Annotated in this window: 17 protein-coding genes; 13 read left to right on the forward strand and 4 right to left on the reverse strand. The window is 59.1% G+C overall.

Annotated elements, in window-relative coordinates; all coding sequences use genetic code 11:
• Positions 1–176: 176 nt before the first annotated feature.
• The 8 genes from tpiA to DMP17_RS03340 all read left to right on the forward strand — a co-directional run bounded on the left by tpiA (position 177) and on the right by DMP17_RS03340 (position 11,983).
• Positions 177–926, forward strand: coding sequence for a triose-phosphate isomerase (gene tpiA / locus DMP17_RS03305; RefSeq protein WP_337827658.1), 750 nt, complete (start codon positions 177–179; stop codon positions 924–926).
• Between the two features lie 114 nt (positions 927–1,040).
• A complete protein-coding gene (gene secG / locus DMP17_RS03310; RefSeq protein WP_337827659.1) occupies positions 1,041–1,547 on the forward strand; it encodes a preprotein translocase subunit SecG in 507 nt (168 codons plus the stop codon).
• A gap of 85 nt (positions 1,548–1,632) precedes the next feature.
• Complete coding sequence (locus DMP17_RS03315; RefSeq protein ID WP_337827660.1) at positions 1,633–3,264, forward strand: CTP synthase; 1,632 nt, start codon at positions 1,633–1,635, stop codon at positions 3,262–3,264.
• Positions 3,265–3,755: 491 nt separating this feature from the next.
• On the forward strand, positions 3,756–5,102 hold the full coding sequence (locus DMP17_RS03320) for a lipoprotein-releasing ABC transporter permease subunit (RefSeq protein ID WP_337827661.1): 1,347 nt from the start codon (positions 3,756–3,758) through the stop codon (positions 5,100–5,102).
• A 13-nt stretch (positions 5,103–5,115) separates the two neighbouring features.
• Positions 5,116–5,883, forward strand: coding sequence for an ABC transporter ATP-binding protein (locus tag DMP17_RS03325; protein ID WP_337827662.1), 768 nt, complete (start codon positions 5,116–5,118; stop codon positions 5,881–5,883).
• Positions 5,884–6,031: 148 nt separating this feature from the next.
• Complete coding sequence (locus tag DMP17_RS03330; RefSeq protein WP_337827663.1) at positions 6,032–6,517, forward strand: glutathione peroxidase; 486 nt, start codon at positions 6,032–6,034, stop codon at positions 6,515–6,517.
• Between the two features lie 271 nt (positions 6,518–6,788).
• Entirely contained in the window at positions 6,789–10,259 is a 3,471-nt protein-coding gene (gene dnaE, locus DMP17_RS03335; protein WP_337827664.1) for a DNA polymerase III subunit alpha, read from the forward strand.
• A 107-nt stretch (positions 10,260–10,366) separates the two neighbouring features.
• Positions 10,367–11,983, forward strand: coding sequence for a long-chain fatty acid--CoA ligase (locus DMP17_RS03340; protein WP_337827665.1), 1,617 nt, complete (start codon positions 10,367–10,369; stop codon positions 11,981–11,983).
• A 1-nt stretch (position 11,984) separates the two neighbouring features.
• Here DMP17_RS03340 and DMP17_RS03345 read toward each other — a convergent pair whose 3' ends face one another.
• From DMP17_RS03345 to DMP17_RS03360, 4 genes are all read right to left on the reverse strand, one after another.
• Positions 11,985–13,076 carry a PA0069 family radical SAM protein gene (locus DMP17_RS03345; RefSeq protein WP_337827666.1) on the reverse strand — a complete coding sequence of 364 codons (1,092 nt, stop codon included), beginning with the start codon at positions 13,074–13,076 and terminating at the stop codon, positions 11,985–11,987.
• Positions 13,077–13,258: 182 nt separating this feature from the next.
• A complete protein-coding gene (locus DMP17_RS03350) occupies positions 13,259–13,690 on the reverse strand; it encodes a CBS domain-containing protein (RefSeq protein ID WP_337827667.1) in 432 nt (143 codons plus the stop codon).
• Between the two features lie 84 nt (positions 13,691–13,774).
• A complete protein-coding gene (locus DMP17_RS03355) occupies positions 13,775–15,571 on the reverse strand; it encodes a lytic transglycosylase domain-containing protein (RefSeq protein WP_337827668.1) in 1,797 nt (598 codons plus the stop codon).
• On the reverse strand, positions 15,564–16,283 hold the full coding sequence (locus tag DMP17_RS03360; protein ID WP_337827669.1) for a uracil-DNA glycosylase: 720 nt from the start codon (positions 16,281–16,283) through the stop codon (positions 15,564–15,566). The genes DMP17_RS03355 and DMP17_RS03360 overlap by 8 nt, the downstream gene beginning before the upstream one ends.
• 211 nt (positions 16,284–16,494) lie before the next feature.
• Here DMP17_RS03360 and DMP17_RS03365 point away from each other — a divergent pair, with 211 nt between their 5' ends.
• From DMP17_RS03365 to DMP17_RS03385, 5 genes are read left to right on the forward strand one after another with little or no spacing between them, the layout of a single operon-like run.
• Positions 16,495–18,138, forward strand: coding sequence for an electron transfer flavoprotein-ubiquinone oxidoreductase (locus DMP17_RS03365; protein WP_337827670.1), 1,644 nt, complete (start codon positions 16,495–16,497; stop codon positions 18,136–18,138).
• A gap of 27 nt (positions 18,139–18,165) precedes the next feature.
• Positions 18,166–19,014: a 4-(cytidine 5'-diphospho)-2-C-methyl-D-erythritol kinase gene (locus DMP17_RS03370; RefSeq protein WP_337827671.1), complete on the forward strand. Its 849-nt coding sequence runs from the start codon at positions 18,166–18,168 to the stop codon at positions 19,012–19,014.
• A complete protein-coding gene (locus tag DMP17_RS03375) occupies positions 19,004–19,741 on the forward strand; it encodes an N-formylglutamate amidohydrolase (protein WP_337827672.1) in 738 nt (245 codons plus the stop codon). Before DMP17_RS03370 ends, DMP17_RS03375 begins: the two co-directional genes overlap by 11 nt.
• A 46-nt stretch (positions 19,742–19,787) precedes the next feature.
• On the forward strand, positions 19,788–21,512 hold the full coding sequence (gene ilvD / locus DMP17_RS03380; RefSeq protein ID WP_337827673.1) for a dihydroxy-acid dehydratase: 1,725 nt from the start codon (positions 19,788–19,790) through the stop codon (positions 21,510–21,512).
• 19 nt (positions 21,513–21,531) lie between these two features.
• On the forward strand, positions 21,532–21,858 hold the full coding sequence (locus DMP17_RS03385) for a hypothetical protein (RefSeq protein ID WP_337827674.1): 327 nt from the start codon (positions 21,532–21,534) through the stop codon (positions 21,856–21,858).
• The last annotated feature ends 15 nt before the right edge of the window (positions 21,859–21,873 follow it).

Raw genomic sequence — 21,873 nt, forward strand, 5'->3', positions numbered from 1 at the left:
TGACAAGTTTTGCCCGGCCGCAAAAACGGGGGCGCCCGATGCTTTAGGGTGCAGTTGCGCTGGCTTCAAGTCTTTCCTCTATCGCCGCTTTATGGAGGCTTTCCATATCGCGACAGCGCGGCTAGGTACGCGGCCAATGATTAAGGCTTTAACTTTCCAACCATAAGGGCATCATCATGGCTAATCGCAAATATATTGTCGGCAACTGGAAGATGAATGGCGACCATGCGGCGCTTGCAGAGGCCAAGGCGATTGCGCAAGCGGCGGCGGCCCATGCCGGAGTTGACGCGGCTTTATGTCCGCCCGCGACGCTCATCGCGCCGATGGCCGAGGCCGTCAAAGGCTTTGCGGTCGGCGGGCAGGATTGCCATGCCGAACCCAAGGGCGCGTTTACCGGCAGCATGTCGGCGGGGCTTTTGCAGGATGCAGGTGCAACCCTCACTATCGTCGGCCATAGCGAGCGGCGCGAAGGCTTTGGCGAAAGCGATGCAGCGGTGCAGGCCAAGGCGCTTGCTGCAATGACGACGGGGCTGGATGTGATCCTGTGCGTTGGCGAACCTAAAAATGTGCGCGAGGATGCGGAGGCCGAAGCCTATGTGCTGAACCAGCTTGACGGTTCGCTCCCTGATGTTGCGGCGGGCCGCACGCTTGCGGTTGCTTATGAGCCGATCTGGGCGATCGGCACCGGCCTTACCCCGACCGCAGACGATGTGCGCGTGATGCACGCGGCCATTCGCGGCAAGCTTATCGACCGCTATGGCCCCGAACTGGGAGCGGCAACCCGCATCCTTTATGGCGGGTCGGTGACGGGCGATAATGCGACGGAATTGCTCGGCGTCGACAATGTCGATGGCGCGCTGGTCGGCGGCGCGTCGCTCACCGCGGCCAAATTTGTGCCGATCATCGAAGCGGCTGCGGCGCTTTAAAGGAGAAGGCGCGGCCAACAAGCGCGGTCAGCTAGCATTATGCAAACAAGCAGGGCGGGGCGATAATCACCCCGTCCGCGAACAACAGTTGAAGTTCGGCGCTACTCTCTCTATGTGCGGCGCGAACAATTTCATTTTCGTAGATCAGGCACCTTCTTCATGTTCAATTTCCTGCTAGTCGTTCAGGCCCTCGTTACGCTGACGCTGATTGTTGTCATCCTTATGCAGCGTTCGGAAGGTGGCGGCCTGGGGATTGGCGGAGGAAGCCCGTCCGGCCTTATGTCGGCGCGCGGGGCTGCCGATTTCCTGACGCGCGCGACCACGGTGCTGGCCTCCTTGTTCGTCATCCTGTCGATCATATTGGCAGGGCTTGCCTCTACCAACCGCACCAGCGGCGACATTGACACCTCGCTGGCGCGCACTCCGCAACAGCAATCGGCCCCCGAAGCACCGGTTGGCGGCCCGCTGGGCGGCGCTATTCCGATGGAAGGCGGCGCAGCGACCGCACCGGCCGCAGGCGCAGCCGGTCAGGACGCAGCACCCAAAGCGGACGATAAGGCCGCCGATAAAGGCGCGGCTCCGGCCTCCAAACAGCAGGGCAATATCCCGCTTCAGCAATAATTTGCGACTTGACGCACTTTTTTAAGGTGCAAGCGGATTCGACCGCTTGCGCTTTACCCTTAAACTCGACTAGGCATTATCTCCCATGGCGCGGTATATATTCATCACCGGCGGCGTGGTCTCCTCGCTCGGAAAAGGTCTTATGGCAGCAAGCCTTGCTGCCCTTCTCCAAGCGCGTGGCTACAAGGTCCGTATCCGGAAATTCGATCCCTATCTCAATGTCGACCCCGGCACCATGTCACCCTATCAGCATGGCGAAGTCTATGTGACGGATGACGGTGCGGAAACCGACTTGGATTTGGGCCATTATGAACGCTTTACGGGCGTGTCTGCGCGCCAGTCGGACAATGTGACCTCCGGCCGCATTTACCAGACGATCATCCAGCGCGAACGGCGCGGCGATTATCTGGGCGCGACCGTTCAGGTCATCCCGCACGTCACCGATGCGATCAAGGAATTTGCAACCGCCGACACGGACGACCTTGATTTCGTGCTGTGCGAAATTGGCGGCACGGTGGGCGACATCGAATCCCTGCCGTTCATCGAAGCGATCCGTCAGCTCCGCAACGAAGTCGGCCGCGAAAATGCGATTTCGGTCCATGTGACCTTGGTGCCTTACATCGCCGCAGCGGGCGAGCTTAAGACCAAGCCGACCCAGCATAGCGTGCGCGAATTGGCGAGCCTCGGGGTCCAGCCCGACATTTTGCTGTGCCGCTGCGAAAAGCCGCTGCCCGACAGCGAGCGCGCGAAAATCGCGCAATTCTGCAACGTGTGCAAAGAGGCGGTTATCCCTGCGCTTGATGCCTCGTCCATCTATGCGGTCCCGGCGCAATATCACAAGGAAGGCCTTGATGATGAGGTGCTGCGCGCATTCGGCATCACCGATGCGCCGCCGCCCGCTATGGCGCGCTGGGTCGATATTCTCGACCGTTTCCAAAATCCCGAAGGTGAAGTGACGATTGGTGTGGTCGGCAAATATGTCGGCCTGCAAGACGCCTATAAATCGCTCCACGAAGCCTTGGTGCATGGCGGCATGGCCAATCGGGTCAAGGTCAATATCAAATGGCTCGACGCTGAAATGTTCGAGATGAACGGCGATCTCGCCGCACAGCTTGAACCGATGCACGGTATCCTCGTGCCCGGCGGCTTTGGCGAGCGCGGCAGCGAGGGCAAGATTGCCAGCGTCCAGTTTGCGCGCGAACAGAAAGTGCCGTTCTTCGGCATTTGTCTGGGGATGCAGATGGCTTGCATCGAAGGCGCACGCAACACGGCGGGCATCAAGGATGCGTCCACCACCGAATTCGGCCCGACCGATGAGCCGGTGGTCGGCCTTATCACCGAATGGATGACCAAGGACGGCTTGCAAAAGCGCGGCATTGGCGATGATCTGGGCGGCACCATGCGGCTTGGTGCCTATCCTGCGAAACTCGGCCAGAACAGCCATGTTGCGAGCGTTTATGGCAGCAATGACGTTAGCGAACGCCACCGCCACCGCTATGAGGTGAACGGGGCGTATAAAGATGCGCTCGAAAAGGGCGGGCTGATTTTTTCCGGCATGTCGCCGGATGGCACGCTCCCCGAAATTGTCGAACGGCCCGACCATCCCTGGTTCATCGGCGTGCAATTCCACCCCGAATTGAAATCCAAACCGTTCGACCCGCACCCGCTCTTTGCGAGCTTCATTGCGGCAGCGGTGAAGCAGAGCCGGTTGGTTTAGGGCTTAGGCTAACCTTCATTCCTAAAATTCGTCATACCCGCGAAAGCGGGTATCCATCTGATGCCTCTTAAATTTGAGGGTCAGGAGATGGATCCCCGGTCAAGCCGGGGATGACGATGTGGATAATGACGGCGGATATTTCCCGCTTTACCCCAAAAACAAAAGCCCGGGTCGCAATGACCCGGGCTTTCGCGTGACGAATAAGTTCGCCATCCCCCGATGGCAGACCGGTTAGACTGTGCCGTGTTCCCTTCGGCACGTCCCGGTTCTTAACCCTCCCTGGAAGTTGGCCTGTTGGCGCATCCAGTGACGCCATTGGTATGCGTTCGAGGGGCGAAAGTCATGCGTTGAATCGTTTCTGGTGCAAGATTAACTAACATATGTGTTTATTTGGCAACACCTGTTTCCGGACAGATAAGCGAGTCGGGCCGCGAGTCGGCTTGCGGCCGACGGGCAGGTCATTATCGCGCCCGCACCCCTAGGCTTGCCTGTTGCAGACCGGCGTCAATCGCCTTATGGCAAGGCGTTTTCCACCATCCTCCAACAGGGCCGCCCGAAGGGGCCGTCCGACAGGGAAGGGCGCTTTCACTTTCATGCTGCTCAGTGCTTCCGAACGTTTGATCGTCAAGCGTTATATTCTTCCGGCCAAGGGGGAGGGCTTTATCTTCCTCGTGGCGAGTATCAGCCTTGTCGCGGTGATGCTGGGCGTCATGGCGCTGGTCATTGTGATGAGCGTGATGAACGGCTTTCGCGCCGAATTATTCGACAAAATTGTCGGGCTGAACGGCCATGCGATCATCCAGGGCTATGATGGCCGGCTCGATAATTGGCAGCAAGTGCTGCGCGATGCCAAGGCAACGCCCGGCATCACCAGCGCCAAGCCGCTGATTGAACAGCCCCTGCTCGCCAATTATAATGGCCGCGTAGAAGCGGCGCTGGTGCGCGGGCAGGCGATCGAGGACATCCGCTCGAACAAGAGCATGAAGGTGGTCGCGGGCTCGCTCGATTCGATTGCGCCCGAAAGCGGTAAAATCGCGATCGGATCGGGGCTTGCGCAAAATCTGGGGGTGCAGGTCGGCTCGCAAATCAGCATCATCAATCCGGCAGGCCGCGCAACCCCGTTCGGCACCGTGCCGCGCGAGGTTGGCTACGAGATTGGCGCAATCTTCGAAATCGGGGTTTATGAATTCGACAAGGCCTATGTCATCATGCCGATGCAGGATGCACAGACCCTGTTATTGCTCGGCGATTCTGTCGGGATGATCGAATTACAGACCAATGATGCCGACAATGTCGCCAATATTGTCGCCCCCTTGCGCTCCAAAGTGGCCGCGCAAGGCGTGATTACCGACTGGCGCACGCTCAACAGTTCGCTGTTCGAGGCGCTGGCGGTCGAGCGCGTCGCGATGTTCGTGGTCCTGTCGATCATCATCCTTGTCGCGGTGTTCAATATCCTCTCTTCGCTCATCATGCTGGTGCGGGCGAAAACGCGCGATATTGCAATCTTGCGCACAATGGGCGCGACCCGCAAATCCATGCTCAAAATCTTTGTGAGCGTGGGCGTGATGATCGGGATATTGGGGACAATATTGGGGCTGATAGGCGGCTTTATCTTCCTCTTCTTCCGGCAGAATGTAGTGAATTTTGTCCAGTTTGTGACGGGGCAAAATCTATGGGATCCGTCCATCCGCTTCCTGACCGAACTTCCGTCCAAGGCCGATCCGGTGGAAATCACCATTATCGCGGTGATGGCCATCTTGTTCAGCTTCCTTGCAACGCTTTATCCTGCGTTCAAGGCCGCCAATACCGACCCCGTGCAGGTGCTGCGCTATGAATGACCGTAACGAGCATATGATCGAACGCGCCGCCGCCCGTTTTGAAGGCGCACCCGCAAATGCCCCGCAGGCTTCGGCTTATGCGGGCGGGGCGGGGGCCTATAGCGGTGATGGCAGCATCATGCTGCAAACCCGCGCGCTGAAGCGTAGTTTCGAACAGGGCGGCGAGATTATCAATGTGCTGCGCGGCGTCGACCTTGCCATCCGCAGCGGCGAAATTGTTGCGCTGCTCGGCCCTTCGGGATCGGGCAAATCGACCTTGTTGCAAGCGGTCGGCCTGCTTGAAGGCGGATTTGAAGGCTCGATTGCCATAGACGGGCAGGAAGTCGCAAAGCTCGACAATGAAGAACGCACCGCCGTGCGCCGCGAAAAACTGGGCTTTATCTACCAGTTCCACCATTTGCTGCCCGATTTTAACGCGACCGAAAATGTGATGATGCCGCAGCTTGTCTATGGCACCGGCCCCGCCGAAGCACAGGTGCGCGCCGAACGGCTGCTCACCGATTTGGGATTAGGTCATCGCCTCACCCATAAGCCGAGCAAGCTGTCGGGCGGCGAACAGCAACGCGTCGCGGTCGCGCGCGCAATGGCCAACCGCCCCAAGCTGATTTTGGCGGACGAACCCACCGGCAATCTCGACGAAAAAACATCGGATGTGGTGTTCGAACAATTTGTCGGACTGGTCCGCCATCACCGCAGTTCGGCCCTAGTCGCGACGCATAATGAAGCCTTGGCGCGGCGCATGGACAGGGTGGTGCGCTTGCACGAGGGTGTGTTGGAGTAGGCAGTCCGCCTCTTTCCATTGAAGACCCGTTCGTCCTGAGTGGCTTTATTGCCTTGGCAATAAAGGCGTATCGAAGGACATTTGGACAAAAAGACCCGTCGATACGGCCCTTTGGCGAACGGGATAAATTGGGAGCAGGAGAAAAGCTATGACCAGCCTTTATAATTTCACCGCCAAAGCCGCAGACGGCAATCCGCTCCCGCTTTCCGATTATCGCGGCAAAGTGCTGCTCATCGTCAACACCGCATCCAAATGCGGCTTCACCCCGCAATATGAGGGGTTGGAAGAGCTTTATCGTAAATATCACGAACAAGGCTTTGAAATATTGGCCTTTCCGTGTAACCAATTTGGCGAGCAGGAGCCGGGTAACGCAGAAGAAATCGCCAATTTCTGCTCGCTCACCTATGATGTGACCTTCCCCGTCCTCGCCAAAGTCGATGTCAACGGGAAGCAGGAAGACCCAATCTGGACCTATCTCAAAAAACAACAAACCGGCTTGCTCGGCTTTTCCGGCATCAAATGGAATTTCACCAAATTCCTTGTCGATAGGGAGGGCAACATCGTCGCCCGCCATGCGCCCACCACCAAGCCTTACCAGTTGGAAGAAGAAATAAAGGCACTGCTCGCCCGCTAAGGAGGCGCGCCCGCAAACCCGCTTTCCTACAACTGTCCACGGGCGCATGGCCTCTTGTCCGGCGCAATATGGAAAGGAGGATTTTAACGGCAATGGAGCGGGATGCACTATCGCCGATGGTGTGACTCAATGCGACTTTAAGCGGTTTCCCCGTCATCGGCGCGCTAAAATGTAATTGGTGTCATTAGTGTGACTCAATGCGACTTTAAGAAAATAGGGTCGGGCGGCAGGCCCCTTCCCGAATCACGCGCCAGCCCCTAACGTCCCCGCCATGCCGCACGCCAATTTCGTCCCTTTGCGGGTTTTTTCCTGCTACACCATGCTCGACGGGGCGATTGAGCCTAAAGGGATTGCGAAAGCTGCGGCGGAGATGAAATTTCCGGCGGTGGCGCTCACCGACCGCAACGGGCTTTATGCCTCGATGGCCTTTTCGGATGCCTGTTCGGGCGCAGGGGTTCAGCCGGTGGTCGGCACCATGCTCGGCATCCAGCGCCCGCAGCGCAGCGACGGCAGCGGTTCCGGCACCGATTGGCTCGCGCTCTATGCGCAGGATGAGGCGGGCTATGAAAATTTGTGCAAGCTGGTGTCGATGGCGCATCTTGACCGACCGCCGCATGAAGACCCGCATGTTCTGTTGTCGGACCTGCATGGCCTCACCGATGGCCTCATCTGCCTGACCGCAGGCGGGGAAGGGGCGTTGGCGCGGCTCGCGGCGGACGGGCAACGGGTCGAGGCCGAACGCTATCTGGACGGGCTTCAATCGCTGTTTCCCGACCGGCTCTATATCGAACTCATCCGCCGTCATGACCGGATCGAGGAAGCCGCCGAGCCGGTGCTGATTGATCTCGCCATGACCCGCAACCTGCCGCTGGTCGCGACCAATCCGGCTTGTTACGTTAAACCCGATTTCCACCCCGCCCATGATGCAATGCTATGCATTTCGGCGAGCGCCTATATCGAAAGCGACGAGCGCAAGAAAAGCTCGCCCGAAGCCTGGCTCAAATCGGCGCGCGATATGGAGGAATTGTTCGAGGATATTCCCGAAGCCCTCGCCAATACGCTGGTGGTGGCGCAACGCTGTGCGGTGATGGCGCCCAAGCGCAAGCCGATCCTCCCCAGCATGGCGGGCGACCGGGAGGCGGAAGCGGAGCAGTTGCGGCGCGATGCGCGTGCAGGATTGGACGCGCGGCTTGAAAAGGTTGAAGGCCTCACCGACGAAGAACGCGAAGCCTATTATGCGCGGCTGACCTTCGAGGTCGATATCATCATCGGCATGGGCTTTCCGGGCTATTTCCTGATCGTTGCCGACTTTATCAAATGGGCCAAGGACCATGATATTCCGGTGGGTCCGGGGCGCGGATCGGGTGCGGGTTCGGTCGTCGCCTGGGCGCTCACCATTACCGACCTTGACCCGCTCAAGCTGGGCTTGCTGTTTGAACGCTTCCTCAATCCCGAGCGTGTGTCAATGCCCGACTTCGACATCGACTTTTGCGAAACCCGGCGCGGCGAGGTTATCCGCTATGTGCAGGAAAAATATGGCCGCGATACGGTCGCGCAGATTATCACTTTCGGTAAGCTCAAAGCCCGCGCGGTGTTGAAAGATACCGGTCGCGTCTTGCAGATGAGCTATGGGCAGGTCGACCGGCTCGCCAAGCTGGTGCCGAACCAGCCCGCCGACCCGTGGACCTTGGAACGCGCGCTCAACGGCGTGTCGGAGCTTGCGACCGAATATAAGCGCGACAGTGGTGTGCGCAAATTGTTCGACCTTGCCAAGCAATTGGAAGGGATGCCGCGCCATAGCTCGACCCACGCGGCGGGCGTGGTGATTGGCGACCGGCCTTTGGCCGAACTGGTCCCGCTCTATCGCGACCCGCGTTCGGATATGCCCGTCACCCAATTCGACATGAAATATGTCGAAGGCGCGGGGCTGGTGAAATTCGACTTTCTGGGCCTTAAAACCCTGTCGGTCCTCAAAATGGCGGTGCGGCTTTTGGCCGAACAGGGCATTAAGGTCGATCTTGATACATTAAGCTGGGACGATGCGGCGGTTTATGAACTGCTCCAGCGCGGCGAGACGGTCGGCGTGTTCCAGCTTGAATCCGAAGGGATGCGGCGCACGCTGTCTGCGGTGAAGCCTACCAATTTCGGGGATATTATCGCGCTCGTGTCGCTCTATCGTCCGGGGCCGATGGATAATATTCCACTGTTCGGTGCGCGCAAAAACGGTCGCGAAGATATTGCCTATCCGCACGCATTATTGGAGCCTATCCTTAAGGAAACCTACGGGATTTTCGTTTATCAGGAACAAGTGATGCAGGCCGCGCAAATATTGGCGGGCTATTCGCTGGGCGATGCAGATTTGCTGCGCCGCGCAATGGGTAAGAAAATCCAGGCCGAAATGGATGCGCAGCGCGAACGATTTGTGGTGGGCTGCGCCGACAAGGATATTAGCGCGCAGCAGGCCAATGAATTGTTCGACTTGATCGACAAATTTGCCGGTTATGGTTTCAACAAGAGCCACGCGGCGGCCTATGCGCTGCTCGCCTATCAGACCGCATGGTTGAAAGCGCATCATCCGGCGGAATTTTTTGCAGCCTCCATGGCCTATGACATCCACCAGACCGACAAGCTGGCCGTGTTCATGGATGATGCGCGGCGGCTGTCAGTGCCTGTGCTGCCGGTGTGCATCAATGCGAGCGAGGCCGATTTTTCGGTCGAGGTTCAGGACGATGGCGTTCATGCAGTGCGCTATGCGCTGGGCGGCCTTAAAGGCGTTGGCGAAAAGGCAATGGCCGATCTGGTTCGCGAACGGGTCGAGCGCGGGCGCTTTGCCGCGATTGACGATTTTGCCGACCGGGTGGACCCGCGCCTTCTCAACCGCCGCCAGTTGGAATCGCTTGCGGCGGGCGGCGCGTTTGACGGGCTTCATGCGGACCGCGCGGCGGTATTTGCCGCCGTCGAAACCATCTTGGCGGTCGCTTCCAACGCTACCCACCAGCGCGAAAGCGGGCAGGGCGGCCTGTTCGGCGGCGATATTTCGACCACCCCTTCGGTGCAAATCCCGAATGTCCAGCCTTGGACGCTAACCGAGAAAATGGCGCGCGAAAAAGATGCGTTTGGTTTCTATTTTTCCGCGCATCCGGTCGACCATTACCGCCATTTGACCGACGCCAATGGCGCGCGGTCTTTCGCGGAAATTGCGGCGTCGAACATGACGCCGGGGCAGCGTCGCCCGGCGATTATGGCGGCGCTCGTCGAAGGGGTGCGCTGGCGCACGTCGCAGCGCGGCAACCGCTATGCGATGCTCAACCTGTCCGACCGCTCCGGCCAGTTCCAGGCGAATTGCTTCGATGAAAATGCCGCAACCCAGCTTGAGGAAATGGGCAAGGCAGGCGAGTGCGCTTTGCTCCATGTCGAACTGGACCTGCCCGATGGCGAAGAAGTGCCGCGCGTGGTCGTGCGGACCGCAACACCGTTCGACAAACTGGGCGCGACCGCGCCACTGCGCATGGAAATTCCGGTGACCGAGGTCGCCGCGATTGCCGACATTGCGCAACTTTTGGGCGACAGGAGCGGCGGGCGCGGCGAAGTGGTGTTGCTCGCCAAGGAAGCAGGTCGCGCGCCGGTCGCTATCAGCATCGGCACGCGCTTTCTGGTTGATTCGACCTTGGCCGAAAGGCTGGAGCGGATTGAGGGGGTGGAAACCGTCAGCCTGCGCCCGATCGGCACCGGTCGACACTGACCAACGCCCCAAATCGTAACGTCATTTTCCTTCGTTAAATTCTTTCCGCAAAAGCCGTTGCACCTGCGCATCCGCCCCGCAATAGTAGGGGCAGATAACAGGAGAGCATGATGTTTGGAGGAATGCAGGATTTTTCGCTGCGCGTGACGACGTTGATAGACCATGCGGTGCGCGAGCATGGCAGCCGCGAAATTGTGACGCGCTGGGCCGATGGTTCGCTGGAACGCAGCAACTGGGCGAATGTCGGACTTGAAGCCCGCAAAATGGCGCAGGCCCTCCTCCGGCTTGGCATGAAAAAAGGCGACCGTATTGCAACGCTGGCGATGAACCACGGGCGGCACCTTGCCTCCTGGTATGGCGTTGCAGGCATGGGCGGCATCCTGCACACGGTCAATCCGCGCCTGTTTGAAGAACAGCTTGTCTACATTTTCAACCATGCCGAAGACCGGGTGCTATTTTATGATGCGGCCTTCCAGCCGATCATCGACAAGCTGAAGCCGCAACTCAAAACGATCGAACATTATTTCTGCTATGATGGCGCGGGTGATGTGCCGGATTATCTTAGCCTTATCGGCGCGGAAGATGGCGTGTTTGACTGGGTTGACGGCGACGAGCATGACCCGTGCGGCCTCTGCTATACGAGCGGCACAACGGGCGACCCCAAGGGTGTCCTTTATACCCACCGCTCCAACGTCCTCCACGCGATTGCCGAAATGCAGCCGGACGTATTTTCGCTGTCGAGCCGCACGGTCGCGCTGCCGATTGTGCCGATGTTCCATGCCAATGCGTGGGGGCTGCCTTATGCGGGCGCGGCGGCGGGCGCGAAGATGGTGTTTTCGACCGTTAACGACCCTGCGGTTTTGTGGGAGCTTATTCGCGGCGAGCATGTGACGCATAGCGCAGGGGTGCCGACCGTGTGGCTGTCGCTCTTTGCCCATATGGACGCGCATGGCGGCGATTATGCGGGCCTTGAACGCATCGTCATCGGTGGCTCGGCAGCGCCGCGCGCGATGATCGAGCGCTTCTTGCGGGCGGGCGTGCTGGTCGGCCATGCGTGGGGCATGACCGAAACATCGCCCATCGGGACAATGGGCGCGTTGCCGCCGGGTTGGGAAACGCTTTCCATCGAAGAACAGGTCGAGGTGGTGAGCCGTCAGGGCCGCGTTCCCTATCTGGTCGAAATGCGGATCGTCGATGATGACGGCAATGTGCTGCCGCGCAATGGCGAGGTTTCGGGCCGCTTGCAGGTGCGCGGACCGTGGATTATCGCGCGCTATTTCCAGGATGGCCAAGGCCCTGCGACCGACGCGGACAATTGGTTCGACACCGGCGATGTGTCTATTCTCCACCCCGATGGCACGATGCAGATTACCGACCGTTCCAAGGATGTGATCAAATCGGGCGGCGAGTGGATTAGCTCGATTGAACTAGAAAATGCCGCGATGGGCTGTGCGGGAGTCGCCGAGGCGGCGGCGGTCGGCATTTATCATCCCAAATGGGACGAACGGCCCTTGCTGCTCGTCGTGCGAAAGCCCGATAGCGGCATTGGCGCGCAGGAGGTGCTGGACCATCTCAATGGCAAAATCGCCAAATGGTGGATGCCGGACGAGGTGAAATTTGTCGAACAATTGCCACACACTGCAACCGGAAAGCTATTGAAACGGGCAATCCGCGACGATTATCGCGACTATCGTTTCCCCGGCACCGAACCTTCAGGTGCCTGAGTTAAAACAGGTCCATCTGCCCGTCCAGATTGGGCGGGCGGAACAGGTCTGTGCGCAAGCTTACCGATGCGCGCCCGATGCCGTAAGCCTTGCAGGCACGACGGAAACGGGTGCGCAACAGGTCAGCCCACACGCCCTGTCCGCGCATCCGCTCGCCAAAGCGCGGGTCGTTGTCGCGCCCGCCGCGCAGGGATTGGATGATCGCCATCACCTTGCCCGCACGGTCGGGATAATGGACGCCTAGCCATTCGCGAAACAAGGGCGCGACTTCATGGGGCAGGCGTACAGGGATGAAACTCGCCGATTGCGCGCCAGCGTCGACGGCGGCCTCAAGAATTGCTTCCAGTTCATGGTCGGTGATGGCGGGGATGACGGGCGCGATATTGACATGGGTGGGGATGCCCGCTGCGCGCAACTGGCGGATCGCATCGAGGCGTTTTGCGGGGCGCGGGGCTCTTGGCTCAAGGCGGCGATGCGTGTCCGGGTCAAGCGTTGTCACCGACACGCCGACAAATACCAATTGCCGACGCGCCATCTCCGCCAACAGGTCGATGTCACGCGTAACCCTGTCCGATTTTGTCGTGATGGTGAGCGGATGCCCGACCTCATGCAGCATTTCGATAAGGCTGCGCATTATCTTCCACCGCGCCTCAATCGGCTGATAAGGGTCGGTATTGGTGCCGAACGCGATAGGCGCGACGCGATAGGATTTTTTAGCCAGCTCTGCCCGGAGCAATGCCGCTGCATCGGGCTTGGCAAATAATTTGGTTTCAAAATCAAGCCCCGGCGACAGGTCATGATAGGCTGGGGTTGGCCGCGCAAAACAATAGATGCAGCCATGCTCGCATCCGCGATAAGGGTTGATCGATCGGTCGAACGGCACATCGGGCGAGCGGTTGCGGCTAAGGATAGTCTTGGGATGCTCGATGCTGACCACGGTTTTAAGCCGTCTCTCCTCCTCGGACATCGCCGCATAGTCGAGCCAGTCGCCATCATCCACGCGCTCCGGCAAGGCGAAGCGGGTGGGCGTCCAGTCACTCTGCGCGCCGCGTCCCCTTGTTCCGGTATATTTGTTGGGCGGCGGATTTTCCATCGTCCGACCATAAACCAACATGAGAACAATACAAGAACATAATGGAGCTAGAGCCAAGCAAGCAAAAGAAAAGGCATCGGTTTTTGAAAGCCGGTGCCTTTTACAATAAGCGCCCTTCAATGGGCCATAGGGCGGAGAAAAACGGCGCTTAATGTACCTAATCCACCGCCATCAGACGGCCATCAATTCGCGTGGCTGCCGCCCGGCTGCGTCACTTCACCGAGCGCCGCGCCAGCTACCGCAGGATCTTTCTCCCGCGCGGCATCGGCAAGCGCGACCACGCCGACCAGATTGCTGTCGGCATCGACCACCGGCAAGCGGCGCAACTGTGCATCGCCCATCATCTTGACGGCAGATGCGAAATCATCGTCCTGACTGACGCTCTTGACGCCATCGCTCATTATGCTCTGGATCGCATCTTCGGGATTGCAGCCCTTGGCGACGCCGCGCACGACAATATCACGGTCGGTGACAGCCCCGACCAGCTTCTGTCCGTCGACAATCGGGAGAAAGCCCATATCCTTGCTCGCCATAAGCTGTGCAACGCTGGCAATATTGTCGCTACATTGGGCCGAACAAATATCGGTGCTCATCACTTCGGAAACTTTGCCCATTTTTCGGATAATCCTCTTCGCTGGTAAAGGTTGATATGCCTTGCCAACGAGGGGGAGGGGCGTTCGGTTCCTTAAACTGACGGATCAGTTCGATGAACCGTGCGCGCTTTCGCCATAATCAGTGTAAACATCTGTATTGCTGGCATTGCTGGCGGTGCGGGTCTGCATGGTCGGGAATTTGGGCCATTTGCCTTGCGCCATTTCGACCATGCTGCGCGAGCTTTGCCCCGCTTGCTGTTGATACATCCAGTAATTGCGCAGCACGATGCCGACATAGCCGCGCGTTTCCCAATAAGGGATGGATTCTATGAACAAGAGCGGGTCATTATTGTCGCGCACTTCGGAATTCCAGCGGGCGACCGGATTGGGCCCTGCATTATAAGCGGCGATCACTTTGGGGAGCAGGCCGCCGGTTGCGCCATTGTCGCGCAGATATTCCATATAGCTTTGCCCATATTCCATATTGATGGACGGCTTGGTGAGGTCGCCATTGCGCAAGGTAATGCCGCGCGTGCGGGCAATATCCTGCGCGGTACCGGGGCGAACCTGCATAAGACCGGTTGCGCCTGCGGGACTGACGACGGCGGTGCGGAACTGCGATTCCTGCAACGCATGGGCGTAAACCAGCGAACGGTCGACACGCCAGCCGCCTTCGGGCTGCCAATCGGGCGCGGGGTAACGCGCAAATTTATCGGTCGGCGCACCCGACGGGCCATAATGGGCGAGATACATTTGCGTTGATGGCAGGCTCATCGCGCGGGCCAAGGCGATCAGCGCGGGATAATCGCCCGCCTGACCGATGCGCGCCTGATAGCGCAAGGTTGCATCGGCGCGCGCGGTCTGGTCGATTTCCTTCAAGGCAATGGCGGTGCGCACATTGGTCTGGTCCTGAAGGCGGCGCAGACTGTTGCGGTCCGCACTATGCCGGTCCATCTGCGTGGCAGGAGACACGCCCAAAGCTTCGGTCGCGAGCAGACCATAGAATGTTTCGCCCAAGCGCATCGCGGATTTCAACCGCGCACCGGCCTGTTGCGGCTGACCCGACGCGACCAGTGCGCGCGCGGCCCAATAATGGCCGGCGGCTTGCAATTCCTGATCGGAGGTCAAGGTCGGGAGCAGCGAGAATTTGGCGGTGGCGCTGGCATAATCGCCCTGACGCCATGCCGCAAGACCGCCCGCCCAATTGGCTTGCGCAACCCAGTTGCCGGTGCCGCGCGAGGCAGTTTCGGCGAGGCGGCGCGCATTACCATCGTCATTTTCGATATAATAGGACCAAGCGATACGATATTGCCATTCGGTCTGTGCGGCGGGCGACATACCGCCGATCACGCCGTTCAATATGGTTTCCGCACCCGCCGGATCGTCATTTTTAATGAGCGATAAAATCTGGTTGGAAACTGACGCCGCGACCGGATCGGGCGTTGTCTGGAGATTGAACACGCGGCGCGGCGCTTCGCCAAGATAGGCAAAACGCTGTTCGCTTGGCAGCGAGGGCAGGGTGGTCGCCCCGCGCTTTTGCGCAAGTTTCGCCAGTTGCGCGGCTTGCGGCAAATTGGGCTGGCGGGTGAGCAGGCTCATCAGCGCATCCAGTTCAACCTTGGGGCTATTGGCCGCAAGATAATATTCGGCGCGCGCATAATCGTTGAGATATTTTTCCGGGCCTGCATCGAGAAGCGTTTGCACATCGACCCAGCGGCCTTCGTCAATCGCTGCAAAAAGCTGGCGGTAATGGCGCTGTTGGCCGCTATTCAAAACGGACGGCAAAGGGGTAGGGGTGACACCGCGCGCCAATGCGGGCGCTACGCTTTGCGCCATCGCCCCGCTGGCCGCAAAGACGCCACCTACCAATGTCGCCGAACAGGCCAAGAGCAGCTTACGCACGATCATCAATCCCTTTTTTCAATCGCTTCAGATCCTCCCACGCGGCGCGCTTTAATTGCGGGCGCTGCAAGAGGAAACGCGGATGGAATGTTGTTACAGCGGCAATAGTGCCATCGGGATGGTTAACGTCGCGTAACCATCCGCGCGCTTCATGGAGGTCCATCCCGGTCAAGGCACGGCTCGTCTTGTCGCCGAGCAGTAAAAGATGGGCGGGCGCGACCAAGGATATAAGTTTGCGCTGGATTGCTGCCATACGCTTGGCGTCGCGCGCATCAACCCTGCCGCCCGGAATACGGGTGAAGGCGAGCGAGGAAAAGAAGCATTGGCTGCGCGAAAGCCCGATGGCCTTGAGCATCGCGTCGAACAAGCGCCCGCTTGCTCCGGCCAGCAAATGCCCTGCAGCCATATCGTCGGCATCGGGCATATCGGTGATGACCATGACCAGCGCGCCAGCCTCTCCGGCAGGCAAGATTTTGTGCGGGGCGGCGAGCGGCCCGGTGAAAAGCTCTTGTTCGGCCAGATAGCGCAGCATCTCCGGCAGACTGTCGGGGAGCGCCAAGGGCGGAGCTTCGGGGACAGGCGCTGATGCGGGGTTGGCTGGAACCGCGCGCGAGATAGTTTGTTCTGTAACCGAATCAGGGGCTGATATTTTATCGCCCTGACGCGCCAGGGTGGCGACATTTTCGGTCGCATAGGCGATCGGTTCGGGCACAAATGTCATATCGACACCCGATAATGCCCACCAATTCACATAGCTTTCCGCTGCGTCTTGTAGTCGCCCCTGCATATCTTCTCTAAACAGGCGGTTGACTATCGGGTCAATTAGCAGGCATCGCATTTTGTGACAAAGCGTGGGTTGGCCACGATAATATGCCCTTGCGGTCCGGATAGTGACCGCAATGCGACAGATGAGGTGAAGAAAGATGAGCGAACGGGAATCCATGCCCTATGATGTGGTCATTGTCGGTGGCGGACCGGCGGGACTATCGGCGGCCATTCGCCTCAAACAGATTAATCCCGACATTTCGGTATGCATTTTGGAAAAAGGCTCCGAAATCGGCGCGCATATTTTGTCGGGCGCGGTGGTCGATCCCAAGGCGCTCAACGAGCTTATCCCTGATTGGCGCGAACAAGGCTGTCCGATGGCCGAAGTGCCGGTCACCGAAAACCATCATTGGGTGATGTCGCAAAGCGGCCATATGTCGATCCCGCACATCCTCACCCCGCCCTGGATGCACAATAAGGGCACCTATACCGGCAGCCTTGGCAATTTGTGCCGCTGGCTTGCAGGGCAGGCGGAGAATATGGGGGTCGAAATCTTCCCCGGCTTTCCGGCAGCGGAAGTGCTTTATAATGATGATGGTTCGGTCAAGGGCGTTGCGACCGGCGATATGGGCGTTGCGCGCGATGGCACCCACCGCGCCGATTACCAGCCCGGCATGGAACTCCACGCCAAATATACATTATTCGCAGAAGGCGCACGCGGCAGCCTCGCCAAACAATTGAAGGCGCGCTTCGACCTTGAAGCCGATTGCCAGCCGCAAGTTTACGGCCTCGGCATGAAAGAATTGTGGGACATCAAGCCTGAAAATTACGTGCCAGGCCGTGTCATCCATACCCAAGGCTGGCCCTTGTCGGAAAGCGAAAGCTGGGGCGGGGGGTTCCTTTATCATCAGGCCAACGGTCAGGTAGCGTTGGGCTTTGTCGTCGCGCTCGACTATAAAAACCCCTATCTGTTCCCGTTTGAAGAGTTTCAACGCTGGAAGACCCACCCCGAAATCGCCAAGATTTTGGAAGGCGGCAAGCGCGTTTCCTATGGCGCGCGCGCGATTAACGAAGGCGGGTGGCAATCGGTGCCGAAGCTTGCCTTCCCCGGCGGCGCGCTGATCGGCTGTTCGGCCGGATTTGTGAACGTGCCGCGCATTAAGGGCACCCACACCGCGATGAAATCGGGGATGCTCGCGGCGGAAAGCCTTGCAGCCGCCATGGCAGCAGGCCGCGCCAATGATGAAGTCGTCGATTATCAGGCCAATCTCAATGATAGCTGGATTGCCAAGGAACTGAAAATGGTCCGCAATGTCCAGCCTGCGGTCGCCAAATATGGCGAGGATTTCGGCACGATTTTGGCGGGCATTGATATGTGGATGAACACGCTCAAAATCGGGTTGCCGATCACGATGAAACATCATCGCGACAATGAAAGCCTGATCCAGAAAAGCGTGTTCAAACCCATTGCTTATCCCAAGCCCGATGGCGTGTTGACCTTTGACCGGCTGTCCTCGGTGTTCCTGTCGAACACTAATCATGAAGAAGACCAGCCCTGTCATTTGCAGCTTAAAGACCCGTCAATTCCGATCGATTATAACCTGCCCATGTATGACGAGCCGGCGCAGCGTTATTGTCCGGCGGCGGTCTATGAAGTGGTCGACAAGGACACCAATCCGCGCTTTGTCATCAACGCGCAAAATTGCGTCCATTGCAAAACCTGCGACATCAAAGACCCGCTCCAGAATATCAACTGGGTCACGCCCGAAGGCGGCGGCGGCCCCAATTATCCGAATATGTAATTGGCGGAAATGTCGTCCAGTCCGTGCATGGCGGAGGCGTTTGATAGCGAAACCGCGCCTGCCAAGATCAACCTCGCGCTGCACGTGCGCAAGCGGCGCGCGGACGGGTATCATGAACTGGAAACCTTATTCGCCTTTGCCAAGGATGGCGATGAACTGAATGTCGAGGCTGCGCCCGATATCAGCCTGTCGCTGACCGGCCCGTTTGCGCAAAGCTTGGCGACGGACGCGGATAATCTGGTGCTACGCGCCGCGCACAGGCTCGCTGATGCAAGCGGTGTGCGGGCGGGCGCACAGATGCGGCTTACCAAAAATCTCCCCATAGCGTCGGGGATTGGTGGCGGGTCTGCTGATGCAGCGGCGGCTTTGCGGATGCTCAACCGTTTCTGGAGACTGGATTGGGACGTCGCGCGCCTGCTCCCGATTGCAGAAGAACTGGGCGCTGATGTGCCTGCCTGCCTTGTCGGTAAAAGCTGCATCGGAAGAGGGCGCGGCGATGCGTTGCACCTTCTCGACCAGACCGAACTAAGCGGCGCGCCCTTATTGCTGGTCAATCCGCTAAAACCCGTCTCGACCGCCGAAATATTTGCCCGCTGGGATGGCACAGACAGGGGGCAGATGCCGCAAGGCTCCGACCGCGATATATTGCTGCAAGGCCGCAATGATTTGCAGCCTGTGGCCGTAGCATTGCTTCCCGAAATCGCCGACTTGCTCGCCGCTTTGGAGACGCAAGCGGGCGAGGGGCTCGCGCGTATGTCAGGGTCGGGCGCTACCTGTTTCGCCATATTGGACAGCCTGTATAAACGCGACCAAGCTGCGCAGCATACCGCCCGAAAATTCCCCGGATATTGGATATTCCCCACCCATGTCGCCTGACACCCACGAAGCCTGGACCCTCATCGGAACGCCGCGCACAGGCGGCATCCTTATCATCTCCGATCATGCGTCAAACCATGTGCCGGACGATATTGATTTGGGCATTGCTCCGGCGTTGCTCGACAATCATATCGCCATCGACATAGGCGTCGCCGAAGTCGGGCGCTTGATGGTCGAACAAAATCCCGGTTTTGCCGCCTATCAATGCGGCATTTCGCGGCTCGTCATTGATTGCAACCGCGATCCCTCCGCGCCCGGCCTTTTGCCGCATATCAGCGACGGGCATAGCATCCCCGGCAATTACCCGACCGAAGCGCATCGCGACGCGCGGCTCGCCCGTTTCTTCACCCCCTATCATGCGCGGTTGGAGCAATTGCTTGCCGAAGCGCCCCCTGCGCTAATTGTCTCGCTCCACAGCTTCACGCCGGACCTTCACGAACATCCGGAGACCGAGCGGCCCTGGCAGATTGCCTGTCTTTATAATGAAGATGACCGCGCCGCACGCATCGCGATTCCGCTATTAGAAGCGGCGGGGCTGGTGACAGGCGACCAACAGCCTTATTCGGGCAAGCTGCTCAACTATACGATGGACCGCCATGCCGAAGGGAAATTCCCCTATCTCGGCATAGAAGTGCGGCAGGACCAGATCAAAGAGGCGGCCGGACAGCAGCGATATGCGGATATAATTGCACAAATTGCGTTGCAGTGCAGCAATAAGCTTGCGTGAGAGCGTGAAAGGCGATTAGGGAATTTCGCGACAGAAAGGAATTCCCGTGACCGCCAACCGTTTTGACAAGTCCAAACTCCCCTCCCGTTATGTTTCCGTCGGCCCGGAGCGCGCGCCGCACCGCAGCTATTATTATGCGATGGGTCTTACCGAAGAGGAGATTGCGCGTCCGTTCGTAGGCGTGGTGTCGGCGGGCAATGACAGCGCGCCGTGCAATACCGCGCTTGATGCGCAGGCCGATATTTGCCGCGTGGGCGTCGAAAAAGGCGGTGGTATGCCGCGCCGGTTCAACACCATCACCGTGACCGACGGCATAGCGATGGGTCATCAGGGCATGAAAAGCTCGCTCGTCAGCCGCGAAGTCATTGCCGACAGCATCGAATTGTCGGTGCGCGGCCATTGTTATGATGCGCTGGTCGGTTTTGCCGGATGCGACAAATCACTCCCCGGCATGATGATGGCGATGATCCGCCTCAATATCCCGTCCATCTTTGTTTATGGCGGGTCGATATTGCCGGGCCGTTTCCATGATAATGACGTGACCGTAGTCGATGTGTTCGAAGCGGTCGGCCAGCACGCTGCGGGAAATTGCCCGCTTCAGGAACTGATCGCGCTCGAAAAAGTCGCCTGTCCGGGGCATGGCGCGTGTGGCGGGCAATTCACCGCCAACACGATGGCCTGTGTAGCCGAAGCCATTGGATTATCCTTACCGAACAGTAATATGGCCCCCGCTCCTTATAAAAGCCGTGAAGAAGTGGCTTTGGCCGCTGGCGAGCAGGTGATGGAATTGCTCGCGCGCAATATCCGCCCGCGCGATATTGTGACGCGCGCCTCACTGGAAAATGCCGCGCGTGTGGTGGCGGCGACCGGCGGCTCGACCAATGGCGCGCTCCACTTGCCCGCGATGGCGCACGAGGCGGGGATTGAATTTGACCTGTTCGACGTCGCCGAAATCTTCAAATCTACGCCCTATATTGCCGATCTGAAACCCGGTGGCCGTTATGTCGCCAAGGATATGCACGATGCAGGCGGCGTTTATATGTTGATGAAAACTTTGCTGACAGAAGGGTTTCTTGACGGAAATTGCCTGACCGTCACCGGCAAGACACTGGGCGAAAATATTGACGAGGTGGTGTGGAACCCTGACCAGAAGGTCATTTATGACGCCAAGACGCCGATTACACCGACCGGCGGGGTTGTCGGCCTTAAGGGCAGCCTTGCTCCCAATGGCGCGATTGTGAAGGTTGCGGGGATGCACCGCTTGCAGTTCAGCGGCCCGGCGCGCTGTTTCGATTGCGAGGAAGAGGCGTTTGCCGCGGTCGAAAACCGCGAAATCGCTGAAGGATCGGTCATCATCATCCGCTATGAAGGCCCCAAAGGCGGTCCCGGTATGCGCGAAATGCTCTCGACCACTGCGGCGCTTTACGGGCAGGGCATGGGCGAAAAAGTTGCGCTCATCACTGATGGCCGTTTCTCGGGCGGAACGCGCGGCTTCTGCATCGGCCATGTCGGGCCGGAAGCCGCCGAAGGCGGGCCGATTGCGCTAGTCAAAGATGGCGACATTATCAGCATCGACGCCGAAGCCGGCACCATCGATCTTGAGGTTGACGTCGAGACGCTCGCCGCGCGCAAAGCGAAATGGCAACCGCGCCAGAATGACTATCAGGCGGGCGCTTTGTGGCGCTATGCCCAAAATGTCGGGCCTGCCTGGGCGGGGGCGGTGACGCATCCCGGCGCGCAGAAGGAAACCCATGTCTTTGCCGATATTTAGGCGCGCATCTTTCGCCGCTTTGCTGGTGCTGGCAGGATGCGGGAGCGGTGGCGGCAATGATGTCGATCCCGCCGCCGAGCGCATCGCCTGTGCGCTTGACGGAGCGAGCGACTTTGCCCCCGACTGCACGGTCGAGCGCAGCGGCGGCGAGGACGGGCTTGTCCTCACCATCGGGCGTCAGGATAAAGGCTATCGCCGCTTTGTCGTGCCGACCGACGGGCGCGGGATTGTCGCGGCCGATGGCGCGGACTTGGCCAAAGTCACGATTAGCGGCGACAATCAGGTTGAAGTCGGCATCGGGCGCGACCGTTACCGCCTGCCTGCAACGATCAAGCAAGGGCAATGAGCATAGGGCCGCCGC

This window comes from Pseudonocardia sp. TMWB2A, assembly GCF_017312135.1.